Here is a 25808-nt window from a genome sequence, read left to right on the forward strand (position 1 = left end):
ATGCAAGGACATTCAGACCACCGCTGAGCTCAGCACATCACGAGGATTGCGGCGAACCGGCTGTGCGGAAATCCGCGTTAGCGTGTGGGCCATGGACTGGAAACTTGAACTCGTGTTCGTGCCCGTATCCGACGTGGACCGCGCCAAGGATTTCTACGTGAACAAGGTCGGCTTCAACGCCGACTTCGACGAACGTCCCGGAGGCGGCATCCGTTTCGTCCAGCTGACCCCGCCGGGTTCCGCGTGCTCCATCTGCATCGGTGAGGGCCTGACCGATGCCCCTCCCGGGACCGCGCCGAACCTGCAGATCGTGGTCAGCGACATCCAGGCCGCCCACGACCAGCTCAAGGCCAACGGCGTGGACGTCAGCGACGTCGACATCCAGGCCTGGGGGCACTTTGTGACCTTCGCCGACCCCGACGGCAACAAATGGGCGGTGCAGTACATCCCGGGCCGGCCCAACGGGTAGGCCCGGCACGGCGGGCAGTGCCAAGGACGCGCCGGATTCGGGCCGCGGTACACCGCCCCCGTATGCTTGGACGGTGACCCCAGAAGAACTTTCCGCCGCCATCACCTCCGCCCTCACCGCGTCCGTCGACGCCGGTGAACTCGCCGTTCCCGCCGAGGCCCTGCCGAAGGAAGTTCGGGTCGAGCGACCCAAGAACCGTGAGCACGGCGACTGGGCCACGAACATCGCCCTGCAGCTGGCCAAGCCGGCCGGGGTCCCGCCACGGAAGATCGCCGAGGTGCTCACCGCCCGGCTGGCCGAGATCCCGGGCGTGTCGAGGGTCGAGATCGCCGGTCCCGGCTTCCTGAACATCACCGTCGATGCGGCCGCCGCCGGCGAACTGGCCAAGGCCATCGTCGAGGCCGGCACCGCGTTCGGCAGCAACACGGCCATGGCCGGCACCAGGATCAACCTGGAGTTCGTCTCCGCCAACCCGACCGGCCCCATCCACCTCGGCGGCACCCGCTGGGCCGCCGTCGGGGACTCGCTGGCGCGCATCTTCCAGTCCCAGGGCGCCGACGTCACCCGCGAGTACTACTTCAACGACCACGGCATCCAGATCGACCGATTCGCCCGGTCCCTGCTGGCCAGCGCCAAGGGTGAGCCGGCGCCGGAGGACGGCTACGGCGGCGACTACATCACCGAGATCGCGGATGCGGTCACGGCCGCCCACCCGGACATCCTGGCCGCCGCGGACCCGCAGGAGGAGTTCCGGTCGCACGGCGTGGAGCTCATGTTCGCCGCCATCAAGGAGTCCCTGCACGAGTTCGGCGTGGACTTCGACGTGTACTTCCACGAGAACTCGCTGTTCGAGGACGGCGCCGTCGAGAAGCTGCTCGAACAGCTGAAGGGCCTCGGACACCTGTATGCCAAGGACGGCGCCTGGTGGCTGAAGTCCACCGCGTTCGGAGACGACAAGGACCGTGTCGTCATCAAGTCCGACGGCCACGCGGCCTACATTGCCGGGGACATCGCCTATTTCAAGAACAAGCGCGACCGCGGCTTCGACCTGTGCATCTACATGCTCGGCGCCGACCACCACGGGTACGTGGCGCGCTTGAAGGCCGCCGCCGACGCCTTGGGTGACGATGCCGACCGTGTCGAGGTGCTGATCGGCCAGATGGTGAACCTGGTCAAGGACGGGGTCCCCCTCCGCATGTCCAAGCGCGCCGGCACGGTCGTCACCATGGAGGACTTGGTCGACGTGGTCGGCACGGACGCCGCCCGGTACTCGCTGGCCCGTTTCTCGTCTGACTCGAACATCGACATCGACCTGGACGTGCTGACGAAGCGTTCCAATGAGAACCCGGTGTTCTACGTCCAGTACGCGCACGCCCGCACCTGCGCCGTGGCCCGCAACGCCGCGGCGACAGGTGTCGAGCGCACCGCATTCGACGCCGCGGCCCTGACGCACGCCACCGAATCGGAACTACTGGCCGTCCTGGGCCAGTACCCGGGCGTGCTCGCCCAGGCGGCCGCCTACCGCGAACCGCACCGCGTGGCCCGCCACCTCGAGGTCATCGCCGGGGCGTACCACCGGTGGTACGACGTCTGCCGCGTCACGCCCCTGGGCGACGAACCGGTCACGGACGTCAACCGCACCCGCCTGTGGCTCAACGACGCCACCTCCCAGGTGCTCGCGAACGGCCTGGGCCTGCTGGGCGTCACGGCCCCGGAACGGATGTGACCGTGGACGGCGCGGAGCTGGCCCCCGCCTGGCTGCCGGTCCCCGGCGACCTCAACGCGCTGACGCCGGCGATGTGGGCCCGGGACGTTGCGAGGAACGACGACGGCGGTCTCGCCGTGGGCGGGACCGGCGTGGAATCCCTCAAGGAGCAGTTCGGCACGCCGCTGTTCGTGCTCAGCGAGACCGACTTCCGCGCCCGCGCCCGCCTGTTCAAGGAGTCCTTCGACGAGGCGTTCGCCCAGCTGTGTGGCGGCGTGGACGTGTACTATGCCGGCAAGTCGTTCCTGTGCACCGAGGTGGCGCGCTGGGTCGAATCCGAGGGCCTGCGGCTGGACACCTGTTCCGGCGGCGAACTGGCCGTCGCCGCCCGGGCCGGGCTGCCGGGGGAGAAGCTGGGACTGCACGGCAACAACAAGTCCGACGCCGAGATCGGCCGCGCGCTCGACATGCGGCTGGGCCGCATCGTCGTCGACAGCCTGCACGAGCTCGCCCGGGTGGCCGCGATTGCCGCACGCCGCGGCGAGGTGGCCAGGGTCATGCTGCGGCTGACCCCGGGCGTGCACGCGCATACGCACGAATTCATCGCCACCGCGCACGAGGACCAGAAGTTCGGCCTGTCCATGGTTTCGACAACCGGTGATCGAGCCTGTCGAGATCAGGTTTCGACAGGCTCAACCACCGGTGATCGAGCTTGTCGAGATCAGGTTTCGACAGGCTCAACCACCGGTGATCGAGCTTGTCGAGATCAGGTTTCGACAAGCTCAACCACCGGTGATCGAGCTTGTCGAGATCAGGTTTCGACAGGCTCAACCACCGGGGTTTCGACAGGCTCAACCACCGAAATGAGCGCCGCGGAGGCCGCCGTTGTCGCGGCCAAGGACGCGGACAGCATCGAGCTGCTCGGCTTCCATGCCCACATCGGCTCGCAGATCTTCGAACCCGACGGCTTCGAGATGGCCGCGCGCAGGCTGCTCACGTTCACCGACGCGATGCAGCGCAAGTACGGCATCACACTGCCCGAGCTGGACCTCGGCGGCGGCTACGGCATCGCCTACACGGCCGCCGACACGCCGCGACCGACGGCCGACATCGCCAAGGCGATGGCCGCCGTCGTCCGCGAGACCTGCGACGAGCTGGGACTGGCCTGCCCGCGCATCTCCATCGAACCGGGCCGCGCCATCGCCGGCCCCTCGACGTTCACGTTGTACGAGACCGGCACGCTGAAGACCGTCCAGGTCGACGTTCCCGGCGGCGACGGACGGACCGCCCCGCGCCGCTACGTGTCGGTCGACGGCGGCATGAGCGACAACGCCCGGCCCGTGCTGTACGACGCCGATTACTCGGCCGTGCTGGCCAACCGTTCCTCCGATGCCCCGCCCGTGCTGTCCCGAGTGGTGGGCAAACATTGCGAGAGCGGCGACATTGTTGTTAGAGATGTATATCTGCCCAGTGACGTGGCCGCCGGCGATCTGCTCGCGGTCCCCGGTACGGGCGCGTACTGCTGGGCACTGGCCAGCAACTACAACTATGTGCCCCGGCCGCCCGTGGTCGCCGTCAAGGACGGCGCCGCGCGGCTGATCGTGCGGGGCGAGACCGAAGACGACCTGCTGGCACGCGACTTAGGGGCCTGACACCTTGACCGAGCACACCATCGCCACGGAATCCGTGGCCGACACCGTGGCGCCCTCCGCCGCGAAAACACTGAAGGTCGCCCTGCTGGGCGCCGGGAACGTGGGCGCCGAGGTGGCCCGGATCCTGCTCACCGACGCCGACGCGCTGGCCGAGCGCACCGGGGCGCGGCTGGAACTGGCCGGCATCGCCGTGCGGAGCATCGACGCGCCGCGCACGTTCCCGCTGCCGCGCGAGCTGTTCACCACGGACGCCTCGGCGCTGGTGCGCGGCGCCGACATCGTGATCGAGCTGATGGGCGGGATCGAACCGGCCCGCACACTCATCCTGGAGGCCATCGAGCACGGCGCCACCGTCGTCACCGGCAACAAGGCGCTGCTGGCCGTGGACGGACCCAGCCTGTACGAGAAGGCCGACGCCGCCGGCGTCCAGCTCTCCTACGAGGCCGCGGTGGCCGGTGCCATCCCGATCCTTCGCCCCATCCGCGACTCGCTGGCCGGGGACAAGATCACCCGCGTCATGGGCATCGTGAACGGCACCACGAACTACATCCTCGACCAGATGGACACCACGGGTGCACAATTCGCCGACGCGCTGGCCGAGGCGCAGCGCCTGGGCTACGCGGAGGCCGATCCCACCGCCGACATCGAGGGACACGACGCCGCCGCCAAGGGCGCCATCCTCGCCTCGCTGTCGTTCCACACCCGGTTCGCGCTCGAGGACGTGCACTGCCAGGGCATCACGTCCATCACGGCGAACGACATCGCCGCCGCCAGGGAGGCCGGCTACGTCATCAAGCTGCTCGCCATCGCCGAGAAGATCGATGGCATGGACGACGACGGCACGGAAACCTCGGGCGTGAGCGTGCGCGTCCACCCGACGCTGCTGCCCCGCGATCACCCGCTCGGCGCGGTGCACGGTGCTTTCAACGCCGTGTTCGTGGAAGCCGAGAACGCCGGCCAGCTCATGTTCTACGGCCAAGGCGCCGGTGGCGCGCCGACCGCGTCGGCCGTGCTCGGCGATGTCGTCTCCGCCGCCCGCCGCCTCGTCCTGGGCGGGCCGGGCCGCACCGAGACCACCACCGGACGGTTGCCGGTGCTGGGCATCGACGCGGTCACCACGCGCTACTACATCGGCATGGACGCGGCGGACCAGCCCGGCGTGCTGTCCAAGATTTCCGCGCTGTTCGCCGAGCATGGCGTCTCGATCGAGACCATGCGCCAGACCGTGCACACCGAGCCGGGCGATGGCGAATCAGCCGGCTCGGCCGAGCTGCGCATCGTCACGCACCGTGCCGGCGAGGCCGCCCTGGCGGCCACCGTCAAGGCGATCGAGGGCCTTGACGTCATCAATTCCGTAACCAGTGTCCTGAGGGTGGAGGGAGTCTAATGGCTCACCAGTGGCGCGGCGTAATCCGCGAATATGCAGACCGTTTGCCGGTGACCGAGGCGACCCGGGTCATCACGCTGGGCGAAGGCGGCACCCCGCTGGTGCACGCACAGAAGCTCTCCGCGCTGACCGGCTCGCAGGTGTACCTGAAGGTCGAGGGCATGAACCCGACCGGCAGCTTCAAGGACCGCGGCATGACCATGGCCATGACGGCCGCCGTCGAGGCCGGCGCGAAGGCCGTCGTGTGCGCGTCCACGGGCAACACGTCCGCGTCCGCCGCCGCCTACGCCACCGCGGCCGGGCTGACCTGCGCCGTGTTGGTGCCCGAGGGCAAGATCTCCATGGGCAAGCTCAGCCAGGCCGTGGCCCACGGCGCCACGATCCTACAGGTCGACGGGAACTTCGACAACTGCCTCGAGGTGGCCCGCAAGCTGGCCGAGTCGTACCCGGTGTTCCTGGTCAACTCCGTCAACCCCGCCCGCATCGAGGGCCAGAAGACCGGTGCGTTCGAGGTTGTCGACTTCCTGGGCGACGCCCCCGACTACCACCTGCTGCCCGTCGGCAACGCCGGCAACATCAGCGCGTACTGGAAGGGCTACAAGGAGTACGCGGCCCCGTACGAGTCCGCCACCGCCGGCACGCTGGCCCCCGTGTCCACGAAGACACCCGTCATGTGGGGCTTCCAGGCCGCCGGCGCCGCGCCGTTCGTCGCCGGGCACCCGATCACCGAGCCGGACACCATCGCCACGGCCATCCGCATCGGCAACCCGGCGTCGTGGGAGTCGGCCGTGGCCGCCCGCGACGAGTCCGGCGGGCTGATCGAATCGGTCACGGACGAGGAGATCCTGGCCGCGCACCGCTGGCTGTCCGCGAAGGAGGGCGTGTTCGTGGAACCCGCCTCCGCGGCCGGGGTGGCGGGCCTGCTCAAGAAGCATGCCGCCGGCGAGGTCCCGGCCGGGGCGACCATCGTCATCACCGTGACCGGCCACGGCCTGAAGGACCCGGACTGGGCCCTGAAGAACCCCTCCGCGGAGGGTGCCAAGCCGCGCTCCGTCGAGTTCGACGTCGTCACCGTCGCCGCCGCGTTGGGCCTGGACGGCTGACCCGCCCCGTGACTGACGCCGCCATGACGCTTCCACCCCCGGCCGCCAAAACACCTGAAACACCTAAAACACCGCCGCTCAAGTCTCCGGCCGCCGGGCGCACCGCCACCGTGCGGGTGCCGGCCACGAGCGCCAACCTGGGCCCCGGCTTCGACAGCCTCGGCCTGGCCGTGTCCCTGTATGACACGCTGGTGATCGAGACGCTGCCCCCGGGTGCCGGCACGGAGGCGGGTGCCGCGCCGCACCTTGAGTTCGACCTGCGGGGCGAGGGCGCCGCGGACCTGCCGCGCGACGCGTCCCACCTGGTCGTCAGGGCCATGGACATCGCGTTCGCCCGGCTCGGCTACCGGCGCGGCCCGCTGCGCCTGGGCGCCGAGAACGTATTGCCGCACGGCCGCGGCCTGGGCTCGTCGGCCTCGGCCATCGTGGCGGCCATCGTCGCCGCGAACGCCCTCGTGGACGCGGCGGATCGCCGCGACCGCCAATGGGTCCTGCAGCTCGCCTCCGAGCTGGAGGGCCATCCGGACAATGTGGCCCCGGCGATCTTCGGCGCCCTCGCCGTCTCGTGGCGGGAAGGTGAGACGTATGCGTCGGCCCGCGTGTCGCCGTCGGAGGCGGTGATCCCCGTTGTGGCGATCCCCGCCGTCGAGCTGAAGACGGAGAAGGCCCGTGGCATGCTGCCGGCCACCGTGCCGCACGCCGACGCCGCCGCGAACGCGGGCCGCGCCGCATTGCTGATCCACGCCATCAAGGACGCCCCGGCGCTGCTGCCGGCCGCGACCCGCGACTACCTGCACCAGGACTACCGGGCCGAGGCCATGCCGGAGAGCGCCGCGCTCGTCGCCGCGCTGCGCGCAGCCGGGCATGCGGCCTTCATCTCGGGGGCCGGCCCGACCGTCATGACCCTGGCCAACGGCGTCGCCGAGGCGGACGCGGTGGTCGGGTTTGTCGAATCGCACGCGCGCGCCGGCGGGCGCAGTGGTGCGTTCTGGCGTGTTCTACGGCTGGAAGTTGACTCCGAGGGTGCTAAAGTGGAAGTGCAGCCGGGCGCGTAGGCGCGGGCGCCAACCGCTTTCCGATCTGGAATGCCTGTTGGTCGCACGACCGCCACGTGATTCCGCTGCCGCTCTTCCGGCCGGCTTTCTCTTGCACAACGGCCAACGACGGAACCTCTAGGCACCTGCCGCAAGCACGCCGTCGCTTGGAGGGCGTATTGCATATCAGCCAAAGCCGCGATCCCCAAGGCGGCGAAAGTTGGAACCCTTGACTCACGCAAGCGGGTTCGGTCCCCCGGACACCTGCCATGGTCAGGTATTAAACACCCAAGGTCTTCATTGAAAAGACCTCGATCGAGGGGGAAGGATCCTTCGTGACAGAAACGGCAAACCTGACTGCAGGTTTGAATGACACCGCCAACACCACCAGCAACGCCAAGAGCAATGGACTCGCCGGGCTGAAGCTGGCCCAGCTGCAGGTCCTCGCGGGCCAGTTGGGCATCACCGGCGGTTCGCGCATGCGCAAGGGCGACCTGGTCGCCGCCATCTCCGCCCACCAGCGCGGTTCCTCCGTGGCCGACCGGCCCGCGGCGAAGTCCCCGGACACCGGCACAGCGCCTGCGAAGTCCGCCGGACGGACGCGCGGCACCAAGGCCACCGACACCAAGGCCACCGGCGCGACCGCCCCGGCCGAGAAGGCCGCGGACAATGGTTCCGCTGCCGCCGCCGGTTCCGCCGCCGCCCCGCCGGCCGAGCGCCCCGCCCGCGGGCGGGGCGGACGTCGTCGTGCCGCGAGCAGCGACGGCGTCATCACGACCGACGCCGCTGCCACCACTGGGGCCAACACTGGGGCCAACACGGTCCAGGCCGAACCGGCCGCCAAGGTGGATGCCGCCGCAGGCACCCTCGCCGAGGCCCCTGCCGCGGAAGACGGTGACACCCGCCGCCAGCCGCGCACCCGCAACCGCCGCGCCCAGGGCGGTGGCCGTCCCGAGGGCGCCGACGCCGCGGAGGCGCCGGCATCCCAGTCCACCGCATCCCAGTCCACTACGGCTCAGGCCGCCCCGGCCGAGGCCGGCGAGGCTGCCACGGCGCAGGCCGCTCCGGCCGAGGCCGGCGAGGACCAGGGCGGGCGCAACCAGCGCAGCAACCGCGACCGGAACAACCGCAACCGCAACGAGCGGACCGGCGAACGGGTCGCTGAGCGGACCACCGAGCGAACCACCGAGCGGACGGATGACGAGGATGGCGGCCGCAACAGCCGTAACCGTCGGAATCGCCGCGACCGCAACGATGGCAACGACCGCAACGAGCGCGGCAACAACAACCGCAACGATCGCAACGACCGCTTCCGCGACCGCAACGAACGCCGCCGCGGCCGCACCCAGGGCCCCGACTTCGACGACACCGAGGTGACCGAGGACGACGTGCTGCTGCCCGTCGCGGGCATCCTGGACGTGCTCGACAACTACGCGTTCGTGCGCACCTCCGGCTACCTGCCCGGCTCCAACGACGTGTACGTGTCGCTGTCCCAGGTCAAGAAGTACAACCTGCGCAAGGGCGACGCCGTCGTCGGCGCCATCCGCGCCCCCCGCGACGGCGAGGACCGCAGCCAGGGCCAGAGCGCGCGCCAGAAGTTCAACGCCCTGGTGCGCGTCACCAGCGTCAACGGCAAGAAGCCGGAAGAGCTGAATCACCGCGTCGAGTTCTCCAAGCTCGTCCCGCTCTACCCCTCCGAGCGCCTGCGCCTCGAGACCGACCCCAAGAAGATCGGCCCTCGCGTCATCGACCTGGTTGCCCCCATCGGCAAGGGCCAGCGTGGCCTGATCGTGTCCCCGCCCAAGGCCGGCAAGACGCTGATCCTGCAGTCCATCGCGAACGCCATCACCACCAACAACCCCGAGGTCCACCTCATGATGGTGTTGGTGGACGAGCGTCCCGAGGAAGTCACGGACATGCAACGGACCGTCAAGGGCGAGGTCATCGCCTCGACGTTCGACCGTCCCGCCGACGACCACACCCAGGTCGCCGAACTGTCCATCGAGCGGGCCAAGCGCCTGGTCGAAATGGGCATGGACGTCGTCGTGCTGCTCGACTCCATGACCCGCCTGGGCCGTGCCTACAACAACTCGGCCCCCTCCTCCGGGCGCATCCTCTCCGGTGGTGTCGACTCCGCGGCCCTGTACCCGCCGAAGCGCTTCTTCGGTGCCGCCCGCAACATCGAGAACGGCGGCTCGCTGACCATCCTGGCCACGGCCCTGGTGGAAACCGGGTCCAAGGCCGACGAGGTCATCTTCGAGGAGTTCAAGGGCACCGGCAACATGGAACTGCGCCTGTCCCGCCAGCTGGCGGACAAGCGCATCTTCCCGGCCGTCGACGTCAACGCCTCCGGCACGCGCCGCGAGGAGAACCTGCTCTCGCCCGAAGAGGTCAAGATCATGTGGCGCCTGCGCCGCGTCCTCTCCGGCCTGGAAATGACGCAGTCCCTGGAACTGCTCACCTCCAAGATCCGCGAGACGGCGTCCAACGTCGAATTCCTCATGCAGATCCAGAAGACCACGCTGGGCGCCAAGGGCGAAAACGACAAGTAGGCACGTCAGCGAAACCGCCGCAGTAGTGAAGGGGGCGGGCCCCCTTCACTACGCAGGCGGTTTCGCGCATTAAGGGGACGCCCGGCTTATTAGACTTAGCGGTAGTCGAAAGAGGAATTGAACATGTTTGAATCCATCCAGGGCCTGTTGGATGAGCACGCGGAGCTGCAGCAGCGCCTGAGCGACCCGGCCGTGCATGCGGACCAGTCGCTGGCACGCAAGCTGGGGCGCCGGTATGCGGAGCTCAGCGGCATCGTCGAGGGCCACCACCAGGTGGAGCAGCTCACCGACGACCTCGCCGCCGCGCAGGAGATGGCCGCCGAGGACGCCGAGTTCGCCGCCGAGGTGCCGGTGCTGGAGGCGTCGCTGGCGCAGGCGCAGGAGAAGCTGCGCCGCCTGCTCATCCCGCGCGACCCGGATGATGCCCGCGATGTGATCCTCGAGGTCAAGGCCGGCGAAGGCGGTGACGAGGCGGCCCTGTTTGCCGCCGACCTGGTCCGGATGTACACCAAGTACGCCGAGAGCCGCGGCTGGAAGACCGAGGTCATCTCGTCCACCGAGTCGGACCTGGGTGGGTACAAGGACATCTCCATCGCCGTCAAGGGCCGCTCCAACGACCCCGCCGAGGGCGTGTACGCGCGGCTGAAGTTCGAGGGCGGCGTGCACCGCGTGCAGCGCGTGCCGGCCACCGAGTCGCAGGGCCGCATCCACACGTCGGCCGCCGGCGTGCTCGTGCTGCCCGAGGTCGACGAGCCGGAGGAGGTCGACATCAACCAGAACGACCTGAAGATCGACGTGTACCGGTCCTCGGGCCCCGGCGGCCAGTCCGTGAACACGACCGACTCGGCCGTGCGCATCACGCACATCCCCACCGGCATCGTCGTGGCCATGCAGAACGAGAAGTCGCAGCTGCAAAACCGTGAGGCCGGCATGCGCGTGCTCCGGGCCCGCCTGCTGGCCCACCAGCAGGCCATCATCGATGCGGAGAACTCGGCCGTGCGCAAGTCCCAGATCCGCACGATGGACCGCTCCGAGCGCATCCGCACCTACAACTACCCGGAGAACCGGATCGCCGACCATCGTACCGGCTACAAGGCCTACAATCTGGACACCGTCATGGACGGCGAGCTGGAACCGGTGGTTCGGTCCGCCATCGAGATGGACGAGCAGGCCCGCCTGGACGCGCTGGGTGACTAGTCCCCAATTGCCAGGTACCGACGAAACCGCTGGCGCGGTTTCGTCGGTACCTGGCAATCGTGGGCCCAAGTCCGCCGGCGACGCGGCCGTAACACTTGCCGCCGCGGTGGAGCGTGCGACGACGGTGCTCACCGCCGCCGGCGTGCCGTCACCGGCGGTGGATGCGCGGCTGCTCGCGGCCCACATCCTGGGCATCGGCATGGGCGAGCTGCTGGCGTTGCTATTCGGCGGCTCGCCCGCGCCGGAGGGGTATGACGCGCTGGTCGCCCGCCGGGCCGCCCGCGAACCATTGCAGCACATCACCGGCGTGGCGTACTTCCGCCACCTCGAGCTGGCCGTCGGCAAGGGCGTGTTCGTGCCGCGGCCCGAGACGGAGACGGTCGTGCAGGTCGCACTCGACGTGCTCGTCGCGCTCGGTGACGGCGCCCACCCGAACCGGGCACCCGTCGTCGTCGATCTGGGCACCGGGTCCGGGGCGATCGCCGCCGCCATCGCCACGGAACTGCCGGGTTCACGCGTGCATGCCGTGGAACTGAGCGACGAGGCGTTCCCGTGGGCGCAGGAGAACCTTGCCGGCACCGGCGTCGAACTCATCCAGGGGGACCTGCGCACCGCGTTCCCGGAACTTGACGGCACCGTCGACGTCGTCGTGTCCAATCCGCCCTACATCCCCGCCGGGGCGGTACCCCGCGACCCCGAGGTGCAGCTGCACGATCCGCACATGGCCCTGTACGGCGGGGGAGCGGACGGCATGGAGCTGCCGATTGCCGCCGCCGCGACGGCCGCGCGACTGCTCGTCCCGGACGGGTTCTTCATCATGGAACACGCCGAGGTGCAATCCGCGGACATGGCGGCCATGCTGCGGGCCCAGGGCCACTGGACGCGCATCGAGGGGCACCGGGACCTGACCGGGCGCGACCGGGCCACGAGCGCGCACCGAATCTGAAAGAATGGACTGGTGAGTACCACTTCCTACAACTGCACGACCGCGGACCAGCGCTCCGAGGGGCTGGCGCACGCGCAGCGGGCCATCGCGGCCAAACAGGTCATCGTCATGCCGACCGACACCGTCTACGGGATTGCGGCCGACGCGTTTTCCGCCCAGGCCGTGGCCACGCTGCTCGCGGCCAAGGGCCGGGGCCGGAACATGCCCCCGCCCGTGCTGATGCCGCGCCGGCAGACCATGGAGGGGCTCGCCACCGAGATCGGCGAGGACGCCAGGAAGCTGGCCGAGAAGTTCTGGCCCGGCGGGCTGACGCTGATCTTCCACGCCCAGCCGTCCCTGACCTGGGACCTGGGCGACACGCACGGGACCGTTGCACTACGCGTGCCCGACGACGAGCTGGCCCTCGACCTGCTGACGCTGACCGGGCCGCTGGCCGTCTCCAGCGCCAACCGCACCGGGCAGCCGGCCGCCCAGTCGGCGTCCGAGGCCCGCGCGCAGCTGGCCGAATCGGTCGAGGTGTACCTGGAGGGCGGCTTCCGCCCCCTGCAGGGCACCAGCGCCGTGCCGTCGACCATTGTCGATGCCACAGGCCTGCGGCTGCGGATCGTCCGGGAGGGCGCCATCAGCCTGGAGCAGATCCGTGAAGTGGTACCCAGCGCCCTGGGACTTGGCGAGGAACCCGTCATGTGGTCGCCCACCGGCGACGGGACCGCGGAAGTCGAGGTCGAGGAATCGACCAACGACGCCCCGGAGGAGAACTCCGTGACCACCGGCGAGGACACCGACACTCCGGAATCCGGAAACGTCGAGGAGACGCCCGACGCCGGTGACGTACCCGCCGCGGTCGATGCCGCCGGCGCGACCGAAAAGGACGCTACCGTGGACGCCACGGCAGAGGAAACGGCAGAAACCGCAGCCGACGGGCACTGACGCACGCAACGGACTCACCCATAGGCGCACAACGGCTGATTTCCGAAGGTCAGCGACGGCCAAGCTTCGGCTTGTGCCTTCCGAGTGCGGTTCAGACCAGCGGCGGCATCGGCTTCCATTGGGCGTCGGCCATGATGGGCCGTGAGTCCCGCCAGCCGCGCCAAATCCGGCCGGTTCCGCGCATGGTTCTTTCCACGGCCACGAGGCGCAGGAATTCCTTGCCTGCCGTCAGGGCCGTCCCCACACCGAAGCCAAACCGGTTGAAGCGGCCATGTTCGCGCAAGTACTGCGAGACGAGGCCGCGGTTGCGCATGACGTAGTACCGGCTGAGGTCCGAGGAATCGTTGAGGTGGCGGATGCCGAGGTTGATCTGGCGTTGCGGACGAACCTTGCGCAGCACGAACACGTTGACGTACATGACCTCACGCTGCAGCGAGACCAGCCAGCCATAGATGGCGTCGTCCCAGGTGATGAAGAACCGGGGGTCGGGCAGGCCCACGCGGCGGACGGCATCCGCATGCAGGAGCATTCCCTCGAAGACGCCCACGTTGGTGGGGAACGCGTTCGACTGTGCGAACACGTCGCCGAGCACGGGCAGGTGGATCCCGAGGAAGTCGACGAACTTGTGCTGCCAGAAGAACGGTTTGCCATTCGCGTCGTAACGGCGCCCAACGATGGCGTCGTACTTTTCCATCCATGGGCCAAAGGCGGCCAGCGCGTCCGGCTCAACTTCGACGTCGTCGTCCATGAGCCACAGCCATTGCGCACCCTCGGCCAGTGCGCGCTCGACACCATGAGAGAAGCCGCCGGCGCCACCCAAGTTGGTGTCCAGCCGGTGGTGGATCAAGGGCACGGCGGACTCCGCGGCGGCACGCGCAACGACGTCAGCCGTGTTGTCGGTGCTGGCGTTGTCGACCACGATGATGCAGTCCGGTGCCGGGTTCATCGCGGCCACCGACGCCAGCAGCCCGGTCAGGTAGTCAGCCCGGTTGAACGTCGTAACGACCAGGTGGAAGGGGCCTTGGGAAGCCATGCTCAGAACTCCTGTTCGGCGGGCGGCCCGAATTTCTTTCCGCGCAGGCCCGCAGAGTAGGTGGACGCCCATTTCGCCAAACCGCGCAGGTCGCCTCGCCGGAGGAAGTACGCCGGATACCCCACCGTGTCCGCCACCAGGGAGCGGATGCGCCGGTGCTTTCGGGTCAGGTAGCCGCGATTACGGTAGAAGTAGAAGCGCTTGAACGCCGTTTCGGGCACCAGCACGTGCAGCCGGTCGCCCAGGACGTGCTGGACTTCGCCCCAGCCGGCCGGATGGGTCAGGGCAACAGTGGTCAGGGTGCCGAAGGGAATCTTGGCGGCCCGCAGGCGCAGCATGAAGTCAACTTCATCGCCGCGAATAAAAAGTCGGATGTCGGGGAGTCCAACCTCATGGAAAACCCGTGTCCGGATGAGGGCACCGTTGAAGAAATGGCCCGTGTCCTTGAGGAAGCCGCGTTGTTCGATCTCGGCGCGATCATGGGTGAGGTGGCCGTCGAAGCGGAAGGGGAAGGAAAGCTTGTCCGGTTCGCCCGGGGCGACAACGAGAGGGAGGACGACGTCGAGTCCCTGCTCGTTTGCTGCTGCGAGCAGCTTTTCCAAGCAGGAGACGTCCTCGGGGAAGGCATCGTCGTCCATGATCCATACCCATTCGGCACCCGAGGCCATCGCGCTGAGGATGGCCAGCGAAAATCCGCCCGCACCGCCAAGATTGGCCAGAGAACGGATATAGGTGACATTGGCGGGGGAGTCGCCGGCGATCTCGGCTACGTCGGCGGTGCCGGCGTCGACCAGGGAAATTGAATGGAGGGTGTGGGTCTGGTCGGCCAATGCGGCGAGGAGTTTTTGGACATCTGCCGGGCGGTCAAACGTGAGAGCAGCAGCCGCTACGGTGTCGGGCAACAAGGATTCCTTCCAGCCACAACGCAAAGGTCTGGTATGCGAATATGACTACATTTTTATACTGTTATTCATTTTACCATGGCCGGTTTGCGACATATCCGGATCCGGCGGCCGTGCACACACTGCGGGCGGCACTGCCGATACAACACTTGACGCGGCCAAACGGCGCCAAGTGGTTGCTCTGCGGAACACGGCGAATCCGCAGGCGGGACACGGCCCGCGGGCCGGCCAGCGCCGCCGGTGCACGTCGCCAGCACGCGGTTCCGGGCGAACAACCATTGGCCGGGCATGTACAGTAGAGTCACGCAACGAAGCGGCGAATTGCCTGGCAATGACACGACTCATGTTCCCCCTTCGACACACGATTTGGGGCCGGCAACGGCGCCTCAACGGGCGGTCAAGTAGTCTCGGATCGGGTTTGGAAAAGCAGCGTCGACCCTGGACGCCATGCCGCGCCAGTTTGATGGGCCGTTGGACGCGTGCCGTGCGCCAGCTCATCGAAGGCCCAGAAGCAGAACTAACGACCGACCGGAAGACAACGGCAAGAGACATGTCCATTTACCTTATCGTCGGACTCCTTGCTGCGGTTGTCGTCTACCTTTCCACCCCCGTGGTGAGGTTGGTTGCGGTGCGAAACGGCATTTACTCACCGTTGCGGGACCGTGACGTGCACACCGTCATGATGCCAAGGCTCGGCGGCGTGGGCATGTTCCTGGGGCTCGCGGTTGCCCTGCTGGTTGCCTCGCAAACGGACTGGATCAAGGCCATCTTCCATGACTCAACAGTGTTGTGGGCGATTTTGGCCGGCGCCGCGGTCATCCTGGTGGTCGGGGCGATTGATGACGTTACCGACCTCAACAGCTTCGTCAAGCTGGGCGGCCAGATCCTGGGCGCCCTGGTGGTGGCCGTGTGGGGTCCGCGCCTGCGCGTGCTGCCGCTGGGACCGATTGAAATTCAGAGCGTCCCGCTGCAGATTTTCCTGACGGTGTTCGTCATCGTCCTCACCATGAACGCGATCAATTTCATCGACGGCTTGGACGGCCTGGCGGCCGGCGTCGCCGCAATCGGCGGCGTGGCGTTCTTTGTCACCGCTTATTGGGTGCACCGCAGCGCGCTCCTGCCCAACTACACCGACCTGGCCACGCTGTTGATGGCGATCATGGTGGGAATCTGCATCGGCTTCCTGCCCTACAATTTCTATCCCGCGAAAATCTTCATGGGCGACTCCGGATCCATGCTGCTGGGCCTGATCCTGGCCTCCGGGTCGGTCGTCGCGGCCGGACAGATCAGCTCCGGCCTGTATGACCGGGCCAGCGGGCTGCCCACGTTCCTGCCCATTATTTTGCCCCTGGTCGTAATCTCACTGCCGCTCGTTGACCTCAGCCTTGCCGTGGTCCGGCGGACGGCCGCCGGGCGCTCACCCTTCACGCCCGATCGCGGCCACCTGCACCACAAACTGCTCGACTTCGGCTATTCACAACGCCAGGCAGTGGTCGTCATGTACATCTGGACGGCGTTCCTCGCCTTCGGCGGTGCAGCGTACGCCTTCATGTACTGGGTGCCGGTGACGATCTTCAACCTCATTGTGCTGCCCGTTGTCGGGTTCCTGACCATGAATCCCTGGCTGCGCCAAAATGCCGTCGCGTCGGCAGGCCAGGAGTCCGCACAGAAGCAGGCGCCCGCCCAGACCCTGCACGCGCACACCGGGCCGCTGCCGGCGATCCCGGTGCCCGGCCCCCGGCTCAAGTCGGAACTGGCGCGCTACGGCGGCGACGCCAACTCAGCAGACGGTGAGGGCCCCGGCCTGTCCGCCGATCCGGCCGTCCTGCCCTCACCTCTGCTTCGTCGACTGCACAGAAGTGTCGCCACTGTGACCTGTGTTTCCGTGGTGGCCAGCTTCATCGCGCTCAATAGTGTGGGAGTGGTGGGCATCTACAGCATCATGACCGCGAGCCTGGCGATTACCGTCGCTTTCGGGGCGAGCCTGCTGGTCCTGCATTTTGCCGTGCCGGCATCGGCGGCCGTCGCGGGCCGGACGCTGATCGTCGGTATGATGATCAAGGTTGTCGCCTTTGCCACGGTGTTCATTTGGCTCCAGACGCCGTCCTGGGTGAATTACGAGTGGTACCAGTGGGGGATTGTGCTTGCGGCGGCCGCGTGGGTCGCGGCCGAGGTCCTGGTCTTCGCCCACCAGCGCAATGCCGTCCGCGCCGACACCTTCGGAGCGGTGGAGGAGGCGTAGCCGGCGGCAAAAAATAGTGCGGTCGAACCATAGTTCTATCTCATGTAGAATTGATTGCGGCGATTCTCGCCAATTGTGTTTCCCGAGCCCGACGAATTCAGGGCCCACCTACGATGGGGTATCCATGATGGACAAGCGTGCCGGCAACGGCGACGCCCGGACGCAGCGCCCTGCCTCCGGCCCCAGCGCGACGCCTTGGCTGGCCATCCTGACTCGGTGCCTGGTCGTCTCCGGCGGCGCCGTCGTCATCATGGCCGTCATTGCCGCGATCTTCGTCGGGCTCCCCGGCGCCGGCAGCGTCGTCTTCGGCTCCGTCGTCGTCATCGCCTTCTTCGCCCTGAGCCTGCTGGTCGGGCACATCTATGGCAAACGGAACCCCTCCGGTGCGCTCGGCGTCTTCGTCGTCACCTACCTGGTGAAGGTGGTCGGCTTTGCCGTCATCCTGTTCAGCCTGGGGGTGCCGTCCTGGCTGCACGGCCAGTGGTTCGCGTTCGCCGCCGTCGTCGTGGTGGTGCTGTGGCAGGCCACCGAGGTCGTGACGTTCAGCCGGCAACGCCTGCAGCTGTACAACGATCCCGGGCCGGGCTCCGGGACGGAGTCCGACAATGGCGGGTAGGCGGCACGGCGGGGACCGGTATTCCGTCGCCTCCGGCGGCACCGGCAACCCCGATGGCAGCGGCGGATACAACGCCGGAATGCGGGTCTTCAGCTACATCCTTGGCGGAATCCTGATCTGGAGTTTGATAGGCTGGGGTTTGGATATCTTGCTCGGAACACGGTGGTTTGTTCTGGCCGGGGCTTTCGTCGGTCTCGTCGGTGGTTTCTACCTGTCCTTTGCCCGCCGCTTCAAAAGCACCCGCACCAATGACGCTGCCGGAGCCGATCCGGAGGCCGGCGGCAATGGAGACGAGCAATCGTGATCCCACATTTTTTCAATTTCAATAACGTTGGGGGCAGCATGGCGATTTCCGCCGTGATTCCCCGGACCGTGCCCAGTAATGGACCCTGCAGAGAGGAATCGCGTTGATCGCGCTTACGCTCCCCGCCCAAGATGGTGGAAGCTTCACCCCGCCCAGCGTCTCAAGCCATTTGACACCGTTCTTCAGCATCGGTGGGTTTGAAGTCACCAAGCAGATGATCTTGGTGGCGCTCTCCGTGGTGCTCATCGCGTGGTTCTTCGTGGCCGCGGCACGCAAGCGCCAGCTGGTTCCCGGCAAGCTGCAGTTCATGGGTGAGATGGGCTACAGCTTTGTGCGCAACTCGGTGGCCAAGGACGTTATCGGCGCCAAGGACTACCGCAAGTTCGTGCCGTTGCTGTTCACACTGTTCTTCTTCATCCTGGTGAACAACCTCTTCGGTGCCATCCCGGTCCTCCAGCTGCCCAGCTTCTCGCACGTCTCCGGCGCGTACCTGCTGGCCGTCATCGTCTACATCACCTGGATCGGTGTCGGACTCAAGGCCAACGGGCTGCGCTACTTCAAGCTGGCCGTGGTGCCCTCCGGTGTGCCGTGGTACATCCTGCCGCTGGTCGTGCCGATCGAAATCATCTCCAACTTCGTGGTGCGCCCGATGACGCACAGCCTCCGTCTGTTCGCCACCATGCTCTCCGGCCACCTGATCGTCCTGATCGCCGGCTCCGGCATCGAGTTTCTCCTGGCTCAGGAGAGCATCTGGCTCAAGGGCACCTCGCTGCTCGTGCTGGTCGGCTCGATCGCCATGTACATGCTCGAGGCACTGATCATGGTCTTGCAGGCGTACGTGTTCGTGCTGCTGACGGCGATCTACATTGAAGGTGCCGTCCACGCGGACAGCCACTGACTCCACAGCATTCCCCCCGGGGGATATCTCGACCCAAACAACCTGCCCAACAAGGGCATCTTGAAAGGAACAACATGAACGGCACAATCAACGGCTCCCTGAACCTCATCGGTTACGGTCTCTCCGCAATCGGTGGTGCCATCGGCGTCGGTCTGGTCTTCGCCGCCTACATCAACGGTGTCGCCCGCCAGCCGGAGGCCCAGCGCGTGCTGCAGCCGCTGGCGTTCCTCGGCCTGGCCCTGACCGAAGCCCTCGCCATCCTGGGCCTCGTGTTCGCGTTCGTGCTCAAGTAAAGACTCACGCGTTCCCTTCACACGAGTAGAAAAGGACGGGTGAAAGATGAAGAGCCTCATGATTACGGCAGCCGAGGACACCGCCTCCAGCAGCCCTCTGGCAGTCAACTGGGCTGAAATCCTGGTGGTCGGCGTCGGTTTCGTCATCCTCATGATCATCGTGGTCAAGTTCGTTGTCCCGATGTTTGAGAAGACGTATGCCGAGCGCACCGAGGCCATCGAGGGCGGCATTGCCAGGGCCGAGAAGGCCCAGGCCGAGGCGTCCGCTGCCCTCGACGAGTACAAGAAGCAGCTCACGGACGCCCGCGCCGAGGCCAATCGCATTCGCGAGGAAGCCCGTAACGAGGGTGCGCAGATCCTGGCCGACCTGAAGGACAAGGCCGCGGCCGAATCCGCACGCATCACGGAGCAGGCCCAGGCGGCCATCGCCGCCGAGCGCCAGGCCGCCGTCGTGTCGCTGCGCAGCGAAGTGGGCTCCCTGGCCACCACGCTGGCCGGGCGCATCGTGGGCGAGTCGCTGGACGACGACGCCCGCGCCGCACGCGTGGTCGACCGCTTCCTGGCGGATCTGGAACAGCAAAGCGAAGGTGCAAACCGGTAATGGCAGGTGTATCGAGCGAATCGCTGACGGCGGCACTGGGTGACTTGGAAGCAGTGCTTCCTTCCGCAACGCTGACGTTGGCCCAGGAACTTTTCGGTGTGCTGGCCACGCTGGACAGTTCGGCCGGCTTGCGCCGTGCCCTGACCGATCCGGCCCGTCGCGGCACGGAAAAGTCGGCCCTGGCCTCCAACCTGGTCAAGGGCAAGGTCGGCACCACGGCCGAGTCCATTGTCGCCAAGCTGGCCGCCTCGCGCTGGGCAGATGCACGTGACATCGGCGATGCACTCGAGACCTTGGCCGCCACGGTGGTCATTGCCGTTGCCGAAAACCGCACCGCGCCTGCACTCTCCGGTTCCCCCGTTTCGGGCTACAACGCTCTGGAGCAGTTGGAGAACGACCTGTTCTCCTTCAATCAGGCCGTTGCCTCCAGTCACGAGGTGCAGCGCGCCCTGACGGAGCCGCAGGCAAGCGTGGCAGCACGCACGACGCTGGCACGCCGGCTTGTGCCCGGCGCCTGCGAGGAAGCCAAGGTGTTGATCGACCAGGCGGTGACCAATCCGCGTGGCCTGAAGACCACCAAGCTCATCGAACGGTTCGCGCACCTGGCCGCGGCACGCCAGCGGCGCTGGATTGCCAATGTCACGGTCAGCCGGCCGCTCGATGCCGCGCGCGTCGAACGCCTGCAGCGCGGTCTCAACTCGCTGTATGGGCGCGAGCTGAAGGTCAACATCAGCGTTGACCCGACGCTCATCGGCGGTGTGCGCGTGCAGGTGGGCGATGAAGTGGTGGATGCGTCCGTCACGGCCCGCCTCGGCGAACTGCGCCGCCAACTGGCTGGATAGCCAGGCAAAATCAAAGAATCGGGCCGCCCGCCCAATTGGGGCGGGCAAGGCCCAAAGCCAGGTCATCGTGAACCCTCTCGATGATCGCGAAACAGGAGAGCAGGGACTGCAGATGGCCGAATTGACCATCAACGCCGACGACGTCCGCCATGCGTTGAACGAGTTCGCGGCGTCCTACGAACCGGGCAACGCCGAACGTGTAGAAGTGGGCCGGGTCATCTCGGCCGGTGATGGTATTGCCCGTGTGGAGGGACTTCCCTCCGTCATGGCCAACGAGCTGCTTCGCTTCGAGGACGGCACGCTGGGCCTGGCCCAGAACCTGGATGTGCGTGAAATCGGCGTGATCATCCTCGGTGACTTCACCGGCATCGAGGAAGGCCAGGAAGTCCACCGCACCGGCGACATCCTGTCCGTGCCGGTCGGCGATGCCTTCATGGGTCGCGTGGTTGACCCGCTGGGCCAGCCCATCGACGACCTGGGCCCGATCGCCGCCGAGACCACCCGTGCGCTTGAACTGCAGGCCCCGGGCGTGACCCAGCGCAAGAGCGTGCACGAGCCGCTGCAGACCGGCCTGAAGGCCATCGACGCGATGATCCCGGTGGGCCGTGGGCAGCGTCAGCTGATCATCGGTGACCGCCAGACCGGCAAGACGGCCCTCGCCGTGGACACGATCATCAACCAGAAGGCCAACTGGGCTTCCGGCGATACCGACAAGCAGGTCCGCTGCATCTACGTGGCCATCGGCCAGAAGGCGTCGACCATCGCGGCCGTCCGCCAGACCCTGGAGGACCACGGTGCGCTGGAATACACCACCATCGTGGCGTCCCCGGCCTCGGATCCGGCCGGCTTCAAGTACCTCGCCCCGTACGCCGGTTCCGCCATCGGGCAGCACTGGATGTACGGCGGAAAGCACGTGCTGGTGGTGTTCGACGACCTGTCCAAGCAGGCCGAGGCCTACCGTGCCGTGTCCTTGCTGCTGCGCCGCCCGCCGGGACGCGAAGCCTACCCCGGCGACGTGTTCTACCTGCACTCCCGCCTGCTGGAGCGTTGTGCCAAGCTCTCCGACGAGCTGGGCGCCGGCTCGATGACCGGCCTGCCGATCATCGAGACCAAGGCCAACGACGTCTCCGCCTACATCCCGACGAACGTGATCTCCATCACCGATGGCCAGATCTTCTTGCAGTCGGACCTGTTCAACGCCAACCAGCGTCCCGCCGTCGACGTCGGTGTCTCCGTGTCCCGCGTCGGTGGCGCCGCCCAGGTGAAGTCGATGAAGAAGGTCTCCGGCACGTTGAAGCTGGACCTGGCCCAGTACCGCGACATGCAGGCGTTCGCCATGTTCGCCTCGGACCTGGACGCCGCGTCGAAGCAGCAGCTGACCCGCGGTGCGCGCCTGATGGAGCTGCTCAAGCAGGGCCAGTATGCGCCGTTCCCGGTCGAGAACCAGGTCGTGTCCATCTGGGCCGGCACCAACGGCTACCTGGACGACGTCCCGGTCGAGGACATCGGACGCTTCGAGCGCGAATTCCTGGACCACCTGCGCCACTCCTCCTCGATCCTGACCACGCTGGCGCAGACCAACGTGCTGGCCGACGAGACGGTTGATGCACTCAAGACGGCCATCGTCGATTTCAAGGCGGGCTTCTTCGGCGAGGGTGACAACCGTCTGGTCGGTGCCGGTCACGAGGAGCACGCGCCGCTGGCCGACTCCGAGGTCGACCAAGAGAAGATCGTCAAGCAGAAGCGCTAGCTTCGTGGGTTGAGCTTGTCGCTGGTTGAGCTTGTCGAAACCTAAGGTTTCGACAAGCTCAACCAGCGGTTTCGACAGGCTCAACCACCGGGATTCCTAGGAAAGGAAAAGTATGGGAGCCCAGATCCGGGTCTACCGCCAGAAGATTGCCTCGACCACGTCGATGCGCAAGATCTTCAAGGCGATGGAGCTGATCGCTACCTCGCGCATCGGCAAGGCGCGTGCCCGTGTGGCAGCCTCATTGCCGTACTCGAACGCCATCACCCGTGCCGTTTCTGCCGTTGCGACGCAGTCCGAAATCGACCACCCCCTGGTCAGGGAACCGGAGCAGATCCGCCGCGCCGCGGTGGTCATCGTTGCCTCCGACCGCGGTCTCGCCGGCTCCTACTCCGCCGGTGTCCTGAAGCAGGCGGAACAGCTGGCCGAGCTGCTCGGCAAGGAAGGCAAGGAAATCGAGTACTACCTGGTCGGCCGCAAGGCGCAGGCGTACTTCGAATTCCGTGACCGCTCCTTCACGCGGGTGTGGACCGGGGGCACGGACGCCCCCGAGTTCGCCACGGCACGGGAGATCGGCGCCGCGGTGCTCGAGGCCTTCGCCACCGACTACGAAAAGGGTGGTGTGGACGAGATCCACATCGTCTCCACCCGCTTCCAGTCGATGGTTGTGCAGGTGCCGCAGGTTGTCCGCCTGCTGCCCCTGGAGGTTGTCGAGGAGGAGGCGGCCAGTGAGGCCGAGCTGCTGCCGCTGTACGAATTCGAACCGGAGACGGAGCAGGTGCTGGACGCCCTGCTGCCGCGCTACATCGAGGTGCGCATCTTCGCCGCCCTGTTGCAGGCGGCGGCCAGCGAGCTTGCCGCGCGCCAGCGCGCCATGAAGTCCGCCGGTGACAATGCCACCGAGCTGATCAAGAAGTACACGCGACTGCGCAACACGGCCCGCCAGGCCGAAATCACCCAGGAACTGTCCGAGATCGTGGCCGGTGCCGACGCGCTCAACGCGTCGTAGCCGCCACGGCACGGAATTCCGACCCAGTTAGACTTAACCCACGCCATCCACGTAATTGAAGTGAGAGAGATGACTGCCACCACTACAGAGCAGGTAGCCGCCAAGGCCGGTGCCACCGGGCGCATCGCGCGCGTCATTGGCCCCGTCGTTGACGTCGAATTCCCGGCAGACGCCATCCCCGGCATCTACAACGCGCTGACGGCCGAGCTGACCCTGGCCGGCAAGACGCGCACCATCACGTTCGAGACCGCGCTGCACCTGGGCGACAACCTGGTGCGTGCCATCTCCCTGCAGGCCACCGACGGGCTGGTCCGCGGCACCTCCGTCACGGACACCGGCGCACCGATCTCCGTCCCGGTCGGCGACGGTGTGAAGGGCCACATCTTCAACGTCCTGGGCCAGCCGCTGGACGTTGCCGAATCGGAGCTGCAGATCAGCGAGCGGTGGCCCATCCACCGCAAGGCCCCGTCCTTCGCATCCCTCGAGGGCTCCACCGAGATGCTCGAGACAGGCATCAAGGTCATCGACCTGCTCACCCCGTACATCAACGGCGGCAAGATCGGCCTGTTCGGCGGCGCCGGCGTCGGCAAGACCGTGCTGATCCAGGAAATGATCACCCGCGTGGCGCGCAACTTCGGCGGCACGTCCGTGTTCGCCGGTGTCGGCGAGCGTACCCGTGAGGGCAACGACCTCTGGGTCGAAATGGAAGAGGCGGGCGTCCTGAAGGACACGGCCCTTGTGTTCGGCCAGATGGACGAGCCGCCGGGAACGCGTCTGCGCGTGGCCCTGTCCGCACTGACGATGGCGGAGTACTTCCGTGACGTGCAGAACCAGGACGTGCTGCTCTTCATCGACAACATCTTCCGCTTCACCCAGGCCGGTTCCGAGGTTTCCACGCTGCTGGGCCGCATGCCCTCCGCGGTGGGTTACCAGCCGAACCTGGCCGACGAGATGGGCCTGCTGCAGGAGCGCATCACCTCGACCCGCGGTCACTCGATCACGTCCATGCAGGCCATTTACGTGCCCGCCGACGACTACACCGACCCGGCGCCGGCGACCACGTTCGCGCACCTGGATGCCACCACGGAACTCTCCCGTGAGATCGCCTCGCGCGGCCTGTACCCGGCCGTTGATCCGCTGACCTCCACGTCGCGCATCCTCGACCCGCAGTACATCGGCCACGACCACTACAACACGGCCGTGCGCGTGAAGCAGATCCTGCAGAAGAACAAGGAACTCCAGGACATCATCGCGATCCTCGGTGTCGATGAACTGTCCGAGGAGGACAAGATCGTCGTGGCCCGCGCCCGCCGCATCCAGCAGTTCCTGTCGCAGAACACCTACACCGCCAAGCAGTTCACCGGCGTCGAGGGCTCCACCGTGTCCATCAAGGACACCATCGAGGGCTTCAAGGCCATCTGCGACGGCGACGTCGACCACATCGCCGAGCAGGCGTTCTTCAACGTCGGTGACATGACCGACGTCGAACGCCAGTGGGCCAAGATCCAGGAATCGACGAAGTAGCCATGGCCGTTCTCGACGTGGAAATCGTGGCGGCGGACCATTTTGTGTGGTCCGGCGAGGCGAAGATGGTCAAGGCGCGAACCAGCGACGGCGAGATCGGCATCCTGGCCGGTCACTCGCCGCTGCTGGCGATCATGGCACCCGGCGAGCTGGTCATCGACCCCGTCGACGGAAGCCGCATCACGGCCGACGTGGATGGTGGATTCTTCTCGGTTGACAGCAACCGCGTCGTCATCGTTGCGGACAACGCCCAGCTGCGCGATGGCGTGTCCGCGACCGCAGGGACTCGATAGCAACGCCCTAGATGAACCAGCCGGGTACAGCCTTCCTTGCCATAGCAGCCTGCTTCCTGCTGGTCATTCTCTCGCTCTGCCTGTTCGGGGTGCGCCGCTTTCAACTGCGGCGCGCCCTGGGCACGGTGGACGCCTCCATTTGCCTGGCCAATCGCCGTTGGCGGATGGGGGTTTGTCGTTACCAGGAGTCGGAACTCGAGTGGTTCCGGCTTTTGTCGTTAAGCCCGCGCCCGCGCGTTCGCATGCAACGCAGCGCCATCGTGCTGGTGGGCCGTCGCAAGCCCACCGAGGAGGAACGCACCCAGGTGCAACCGGACACGGTGATCGTCACCCTCGAGTTCCAGGGCCGGGAGATCCTGATGGCCATGAAGTTCGACGCCTATGCGGGCCTGTCGTCCTGGCTGGAAGCCGGTCCGGTCATCGGCGTCGGCACCTGGCGCTAGCCCTCCCAGCGTGTATCCAGTCTGCACAGCTACTCTTTTAACGGTTTTCGCTGGAAGACCGCAGGAATCTGGGAGATTGCGGGACT

24 protein-coding genes are annotated in these 25808 nt (G+C 67.0%); 22 read left to right on the forward strand and 2 right to left on the reverse strand.

From position 1 onward, the window contains the following. The first annotated feature begins 91 nt into the window (after nucleotides 1–91). The 10 genes from EJC77_RS02025 (at nucleotide 92) to EJC77_RS02070 (ending at nucleotide 12975) form a co-directional block, all read left to right on the forward strand. Complete coding sequence (locus EJC77_RS02025; protein ID WP_125609916.1) at nucleotides 92–469, forward strand: VOC family protein; 378 nt, start codon at nucleotides 92–94, stop codon at nucleotides 467–469. A gap of 73 nt (nucleotides 470–542) precedes the next feature. Beyond that, nucleotides 543–2195, forward strand: coding sequence for an arginine--tRNA ligase (gene argS / locus EJC77_RS02030; protein WP_125609917.1), 1653 nt, complete (start codon nucleotides 543–545; stop codon nucleotides 2193–2195). Nucleotides 2196–2197: 2 nt separating this feature from the next. Next, on the forward strand, nucleotides 2198–3826 hold the full coding sequence (locus EJC77_RS02035; protein ID WP_240629658.1) for a diaminopimelate decarboxylase family protein: 1629 nt from the start codon (nucleotides 2198–2200) through the stop codon (nucleotides 3824–3826). A gap of 34 nt (nucleotides 3827–3860) precedes the next feature. After that, nucleotides 3861–5213 carry a homoserine dehydrogenase gene (locus tag EJC77_RS02040; RefSeq protein ID WP_420820291.1) on the forward strand — a complete coding sequence of 451 codons (1353 nt, stop codon included), beginning with the start codon at nucleotides 3861–3863 and terminating at the stop codon, nucleotides 5211–5213. Continuing rightward, nucleotides 5213–6316, forward strand: a complete 1104-nt coding sequence (gene thrC, locus EJC77_RS02045; protein WP_125609918.1) for a threonine synthase — start codon at nucleotides 5213–5215, stop codon at nucleotides 6314–6316. The genes EJC77_RS02040 and thrC overlap by 1 nt, the downstream gene beginning before the upstream one ends. Before the next feature lie 23 nt (nucleotides 6317–6339). After that, a complete protein-coding gene (gene thrB, locus EJC77_RS02050) occupies nucleotides 6340–7371 on the forward strand; it encodes a homoserine kinase (protein WP_125609919.1) in 1032 nt (343 codons plus the stop codon). A gap of 314 nt (nucleotides 7372–7685) precedes the next feature. Continuing rightward, a complete protein-coding gene (gene rho, locus EJC77_RS02055) occupies nucleotides 7686–9902 on the forward strand; it encodes a transcription termination factor Rho (RefSeq protein WP_125609920.1) in 2217 nt (738 codons plus the stop codon). A 123-nt stretch (nucleotides 9903–10025) separates the two neighbouring features. Then, on the forward strand, nucleotides 10026–11099 hold the full coding sequence (prfA, locus tag EJC77_RS02060; RefSeq protein WP_125609921.1) for a peptide chain release factor 1: 1074 nt from the start codon (nucleotides 10026–10028) through the stop codon (nucleotides 11097–11099). 106 nt (nucleotides 11100–11205) lie between these two features. Continuing rightward, the gene (prmC, locus tag EJC77_RS02065; RefSeq protein ID WP_240629660.1) at nucleotides 11206–12045 is read left to right on the forward strand and encodes a peptide chain release factor N(5)-glutamine methyltransferase; all 840 of its coding nucleotides are present in this window, start codon (nucleotides 11206–11208) and stop codon (nucleotides 12043–12045) included. 12 nt (nucleotides 12046–12057) lie between these two features. Next, entirely contained in the window at nucleotides 12058–12975 is a 918-nt protein-coding gene (locus tag EJC77_RS02070; protein WP_125609923.1) for an L-threonylcarbamoyladenylate synthase, read from the forward strand. A gap of 91 nt (nucleotides 12976–13066) precedes the next feature. On the opposite strand, the gene EJC77_RS02075 is transcribed toward EJC77_RS02070, so the two are convergent. Then, nucleotides 13067–14008, reverse strand: coding sequence for a glycosyltransferase (locus tag EJC77_RS02075; RefSeq protein ID WP_125609924.1), 942 nt, complete (start codon nucleotides 14006–14008; stop codon nucleotides 13067–13069). A gap of 2 nt (nucleotides 14009–14010) precedes the next feature. After that, nucleotides 14011–14910: a glycosyltransferase gene (locus EJC77_RS02080; protein WP_125609925.1), complete on the reverse strand. Its 900-nt coding sequence runs from the start codon at nucleotides 14908–14910 to the stop codon at nucleotides 14011–14013. Between EJC77_RS02080 and EJC77_RS02085 the strand changes: the two genes are divergently transcribed. The 12 genes from EJC77_RS02085 to EJC77_RS02140 all read left to right on the forward strand — a co-directional run bounded on the left by EJC77_RS02085 (nucleotide 14900) and on the right by EJC77_RS02140 (nucleotide 25722). Then, entirely contained in the window at nucleotides 14900–17152 is a 2253-nt protein-coding gene (locus EJC77_RS02085) for an MraY family glycosyltransferase (RefSeq protein WP_240629661.1), read from the forward strand. The two genes, EJC77_RS02080 and EJC77_RS02085, sit on opposite strands and share 11 nt — an antisense overlap. A gap of 124 nt (nucleotides 17153–17276) precedes the next feature. Next, the gene (locus EJC77_RS02090; protein WP_338069451.1) at nucleotides 17277–17768 is read left to right on the forward strand and encodes a Cg1360 family ATP-synthase-associated protein; all 492 of its coding nucleotides are present in this window, start codon (nucleotides 17277–17279) and stop codon (nucleotides 17766–17768) included. Nucleotides 17769–17847: 79 nt separating this feature from the next. Beyond that, the gene (locus tag EJC77_RS02095; protein ID WP_205786797.1) at nucleotides 17848–18072 is read left to right on the forward strand and encodes an AtpZ/AtpI family protein; all 225 of its coding nucleotides are present in this window, start codon (nucleotides 17848–17850) and stop codon (nucleotides 18070–18072) included. A gap of 103 nt (nucleotides 18073–18175) precedes the next feature. Beyond that, a complete protein-coding gene (gene atpB, locus EJC77_RS02100; protein WP_125609927.1) occupies nucleotides 18176–18970 on the forward strand; it encodes a F0F1 ATP synthase subunit A in 795 nt (264 codons plus the stop codon). Between the two features lie 74 nt (nucleotides 18971–19044). Further along, nucleotides 19045–19263, forward strand: a complete 219-nt coding sequence (gene atpE / locus EJC77_RS02105) for an ATP synthase F0 subunit C (protein ID WP_125609928.1) — start codon at nucleotides 19045–19047, stop codon at nucleotides 19261–19263. Between the two features lie 46 nt (nucleotides 19264–19309). Continuing rightward, complete coding sequence (locus EJC77_RS02110) at nucleotides 19310–19864, forward strand: F0F1 ATP synthase subunit B (RefSeq protein WP_125609929.1); 555 nt, start codon at nucleotides 19310–19312, stop codon at nucleotides 19862–19864. Continuing rightward, nucleotides 19864–20706 (forward strand): F0F1 ATP synthase subunit delta, encoded by an 843-nt coding sequence (locus EJC77_RS02115; protein WP_125609930.1) that lies wholly within the window; start codon nucleotides 19864–19866, stop codon nucleotides 20704–20706. The genes EJC77_RS02110 and EJC77_RS02115 overlap by 1 nt, the downstream gene beginning before the upstream one ends. Before the next feature lie 112 nt (nucleotides 20707–20818). Next, entirely contained in the window at nucleotides 20819–22456 is a 1638-nt protein-coding gene (gene atpA / locus EJC77_RS02120) for a F0F1 ATP synthase subunit alpha (RefSeq protein ID WP_125609931.1), read from the forward strand. Between the two features lie 112 nt (nucleotides 22457–22568). Then, nucleotides 22569–23462 (forward strand): F0F1 ATP synthase subunit gamma, encoded by an 894-nt coding sequence (locus EJC77_RS02125; RefSeq protein WP_125609932.1) that lies wholly within the window; start codon nucleotides 22569–22571, stop codon nucleotides 23460–23462. Nucleotides 23463–23531: 69 nt separating this feature from the next. Beyond that, nucleotides 23532–24986, forward strand: a complete 1455-nt coding sequence (gene atpD / locus EJC77_RS02130) for a F0F1 ATP synthase subunit beta (protein WP_125609933.1) — start codon at nucleotides 23532–23534, stop codon at nucleotides 24984–24986. 2 nt (nucleotides 24987–24988) lie between these two features. Beyond that, a complete protein-coding gene (locus tag EJC77_RS02135) occupies nucleotides 24989–25279 on the forward strand; it encodes a F0F1 ATP synthase subunit epsilon (RefSeq protein WP_125609934.1) in 291 nt (96 codons plus the stop codon). 11 nt (nucleotides 25280–25290) lie between these two features. Continuing rightward, on the forward strand, nucleotides 25291–25722 hold the full coding sequence (locus EJC77_RS02140; protein ID WP_125609935.1) for a DUF2550 domain-containing protein: 432 nt from the start codon (nucleotides 25291–25293) through the stop codon (nucleotides 25720–25722). The last annotated feature ends 86 nt before the right edge of the window (nucleotides 25723–25808 follow it).

The organism is Specibacter cremeus (assembly GCF_003946885.1).
In the GTDB taxonomy this organism is placed as follows: domain Bacteria; phylum Actinomycetota; class Actinomycetes; order Actinomycetales; family Micrococcaceae; genus Specibacter; species Specibacter cremeus.

Bases quoted from the DNA above. Each gene is read 5' to 3' on its own strand.
- EJC77_RS02110 (WP_125609929.1), top strand. From the start codon at position 19,310: ATGAAGAGCCTCATGATTACGGCAGCCGAGGACACCGCCTCCAGCAGC.
- EJC77_RS02025 (WP_125609916.1), top strand. From the start codon at position 92: ATGGACTGGAAACTTGAACTCGTGTTCGTGCCCGTATCCGACGTGGAC.
- atpA (WP_125609931.1), top strand. From the start codon at position 20,819: ATGGCCGAATTGACCATCAACGCCGACGACGTCCGCCATGCGTTGAAC.
- EJC77_RS02140 (WP_125609935.1), top strand. From the start codon at position 25,291: ATGAACCAGCCGGGTACAGCCTTCCTTGCCATAGCAGCCTGCTTCCTG.
- thrB (WP_125609919.1), top strand. From the start codon at position 6,340: ATGACGCTTCCACCCCCGGCCGCCAAAACACCTGAAACACCTAAAACA.
- EJC77_RS02095 (WP_205786797.1), top strand. From the start codon at position 17,848: ATGCGGGTCTTCAGCTACATCCTTGGCGGAATCCTGATCTGGAGTTTG.
- atpE (WP_125609928.1), top strand. From the start codon at position 19,045: ATGAACGGCACAATCAACGGCTCCCTGAACCTCATCGGTTACGGTCTC.
- thrC (WP_125609918.1), top strand. From the start codon at position 5,213: ATGGCTCACCAGTGGCGCGGCGTAATCCGCGAATATGCAGACCGTTTG.
- EJC77_RS02115 (WP_125609930.1), top strand. From the start codon at position 19,864: ATGGCAGGTGTATCGAGCGAATCGCTGACGGCGGCACTGGGTGACTTG.
- EJC77_RS02125 (WP_125609932.1), top strand. From the start codon at position 22,569: ATGGGAGCCCAGATCCGGGTCTACCGCCAGAAGATTGCCTCGACCACG.
- EJC77_RS02075 (WP_125609924.1), bottom strand. From the start codon at position 14,008: ATGGCTTCCCAAGGCCCCTTCCACCTGGTCGTTACGACGTTCAACCGG.
- EJC77_RS02090 (WP_338069451.1), top strand. From the start codon at position 17,277: ATGATGGACAAGCGTGCCGGCAACGGCGACGCCCGGACGCAGCGCCCT.
- prfA (WP_125609921.1), top strand. From the start codon at position 10,026: ATGTTTGAATCCATCCAGGGCCTGTTGGATGAGCACGCGGAGCTGCAG.
- EJC77_RS02135 (WP_125609934.1), top strand. From the start codon at position 24,989: ATGGCCGTTCTCGACGTGGAAATCGTGGCGGCGGACCATTTTGTGTGG.
- atpD (WP_125609933.1), top strand. From the start codon at position 23,532: ATGACTGCCACCACTACAGAGCAGGTAGCCGCCAAGGCCGGTGCCACC.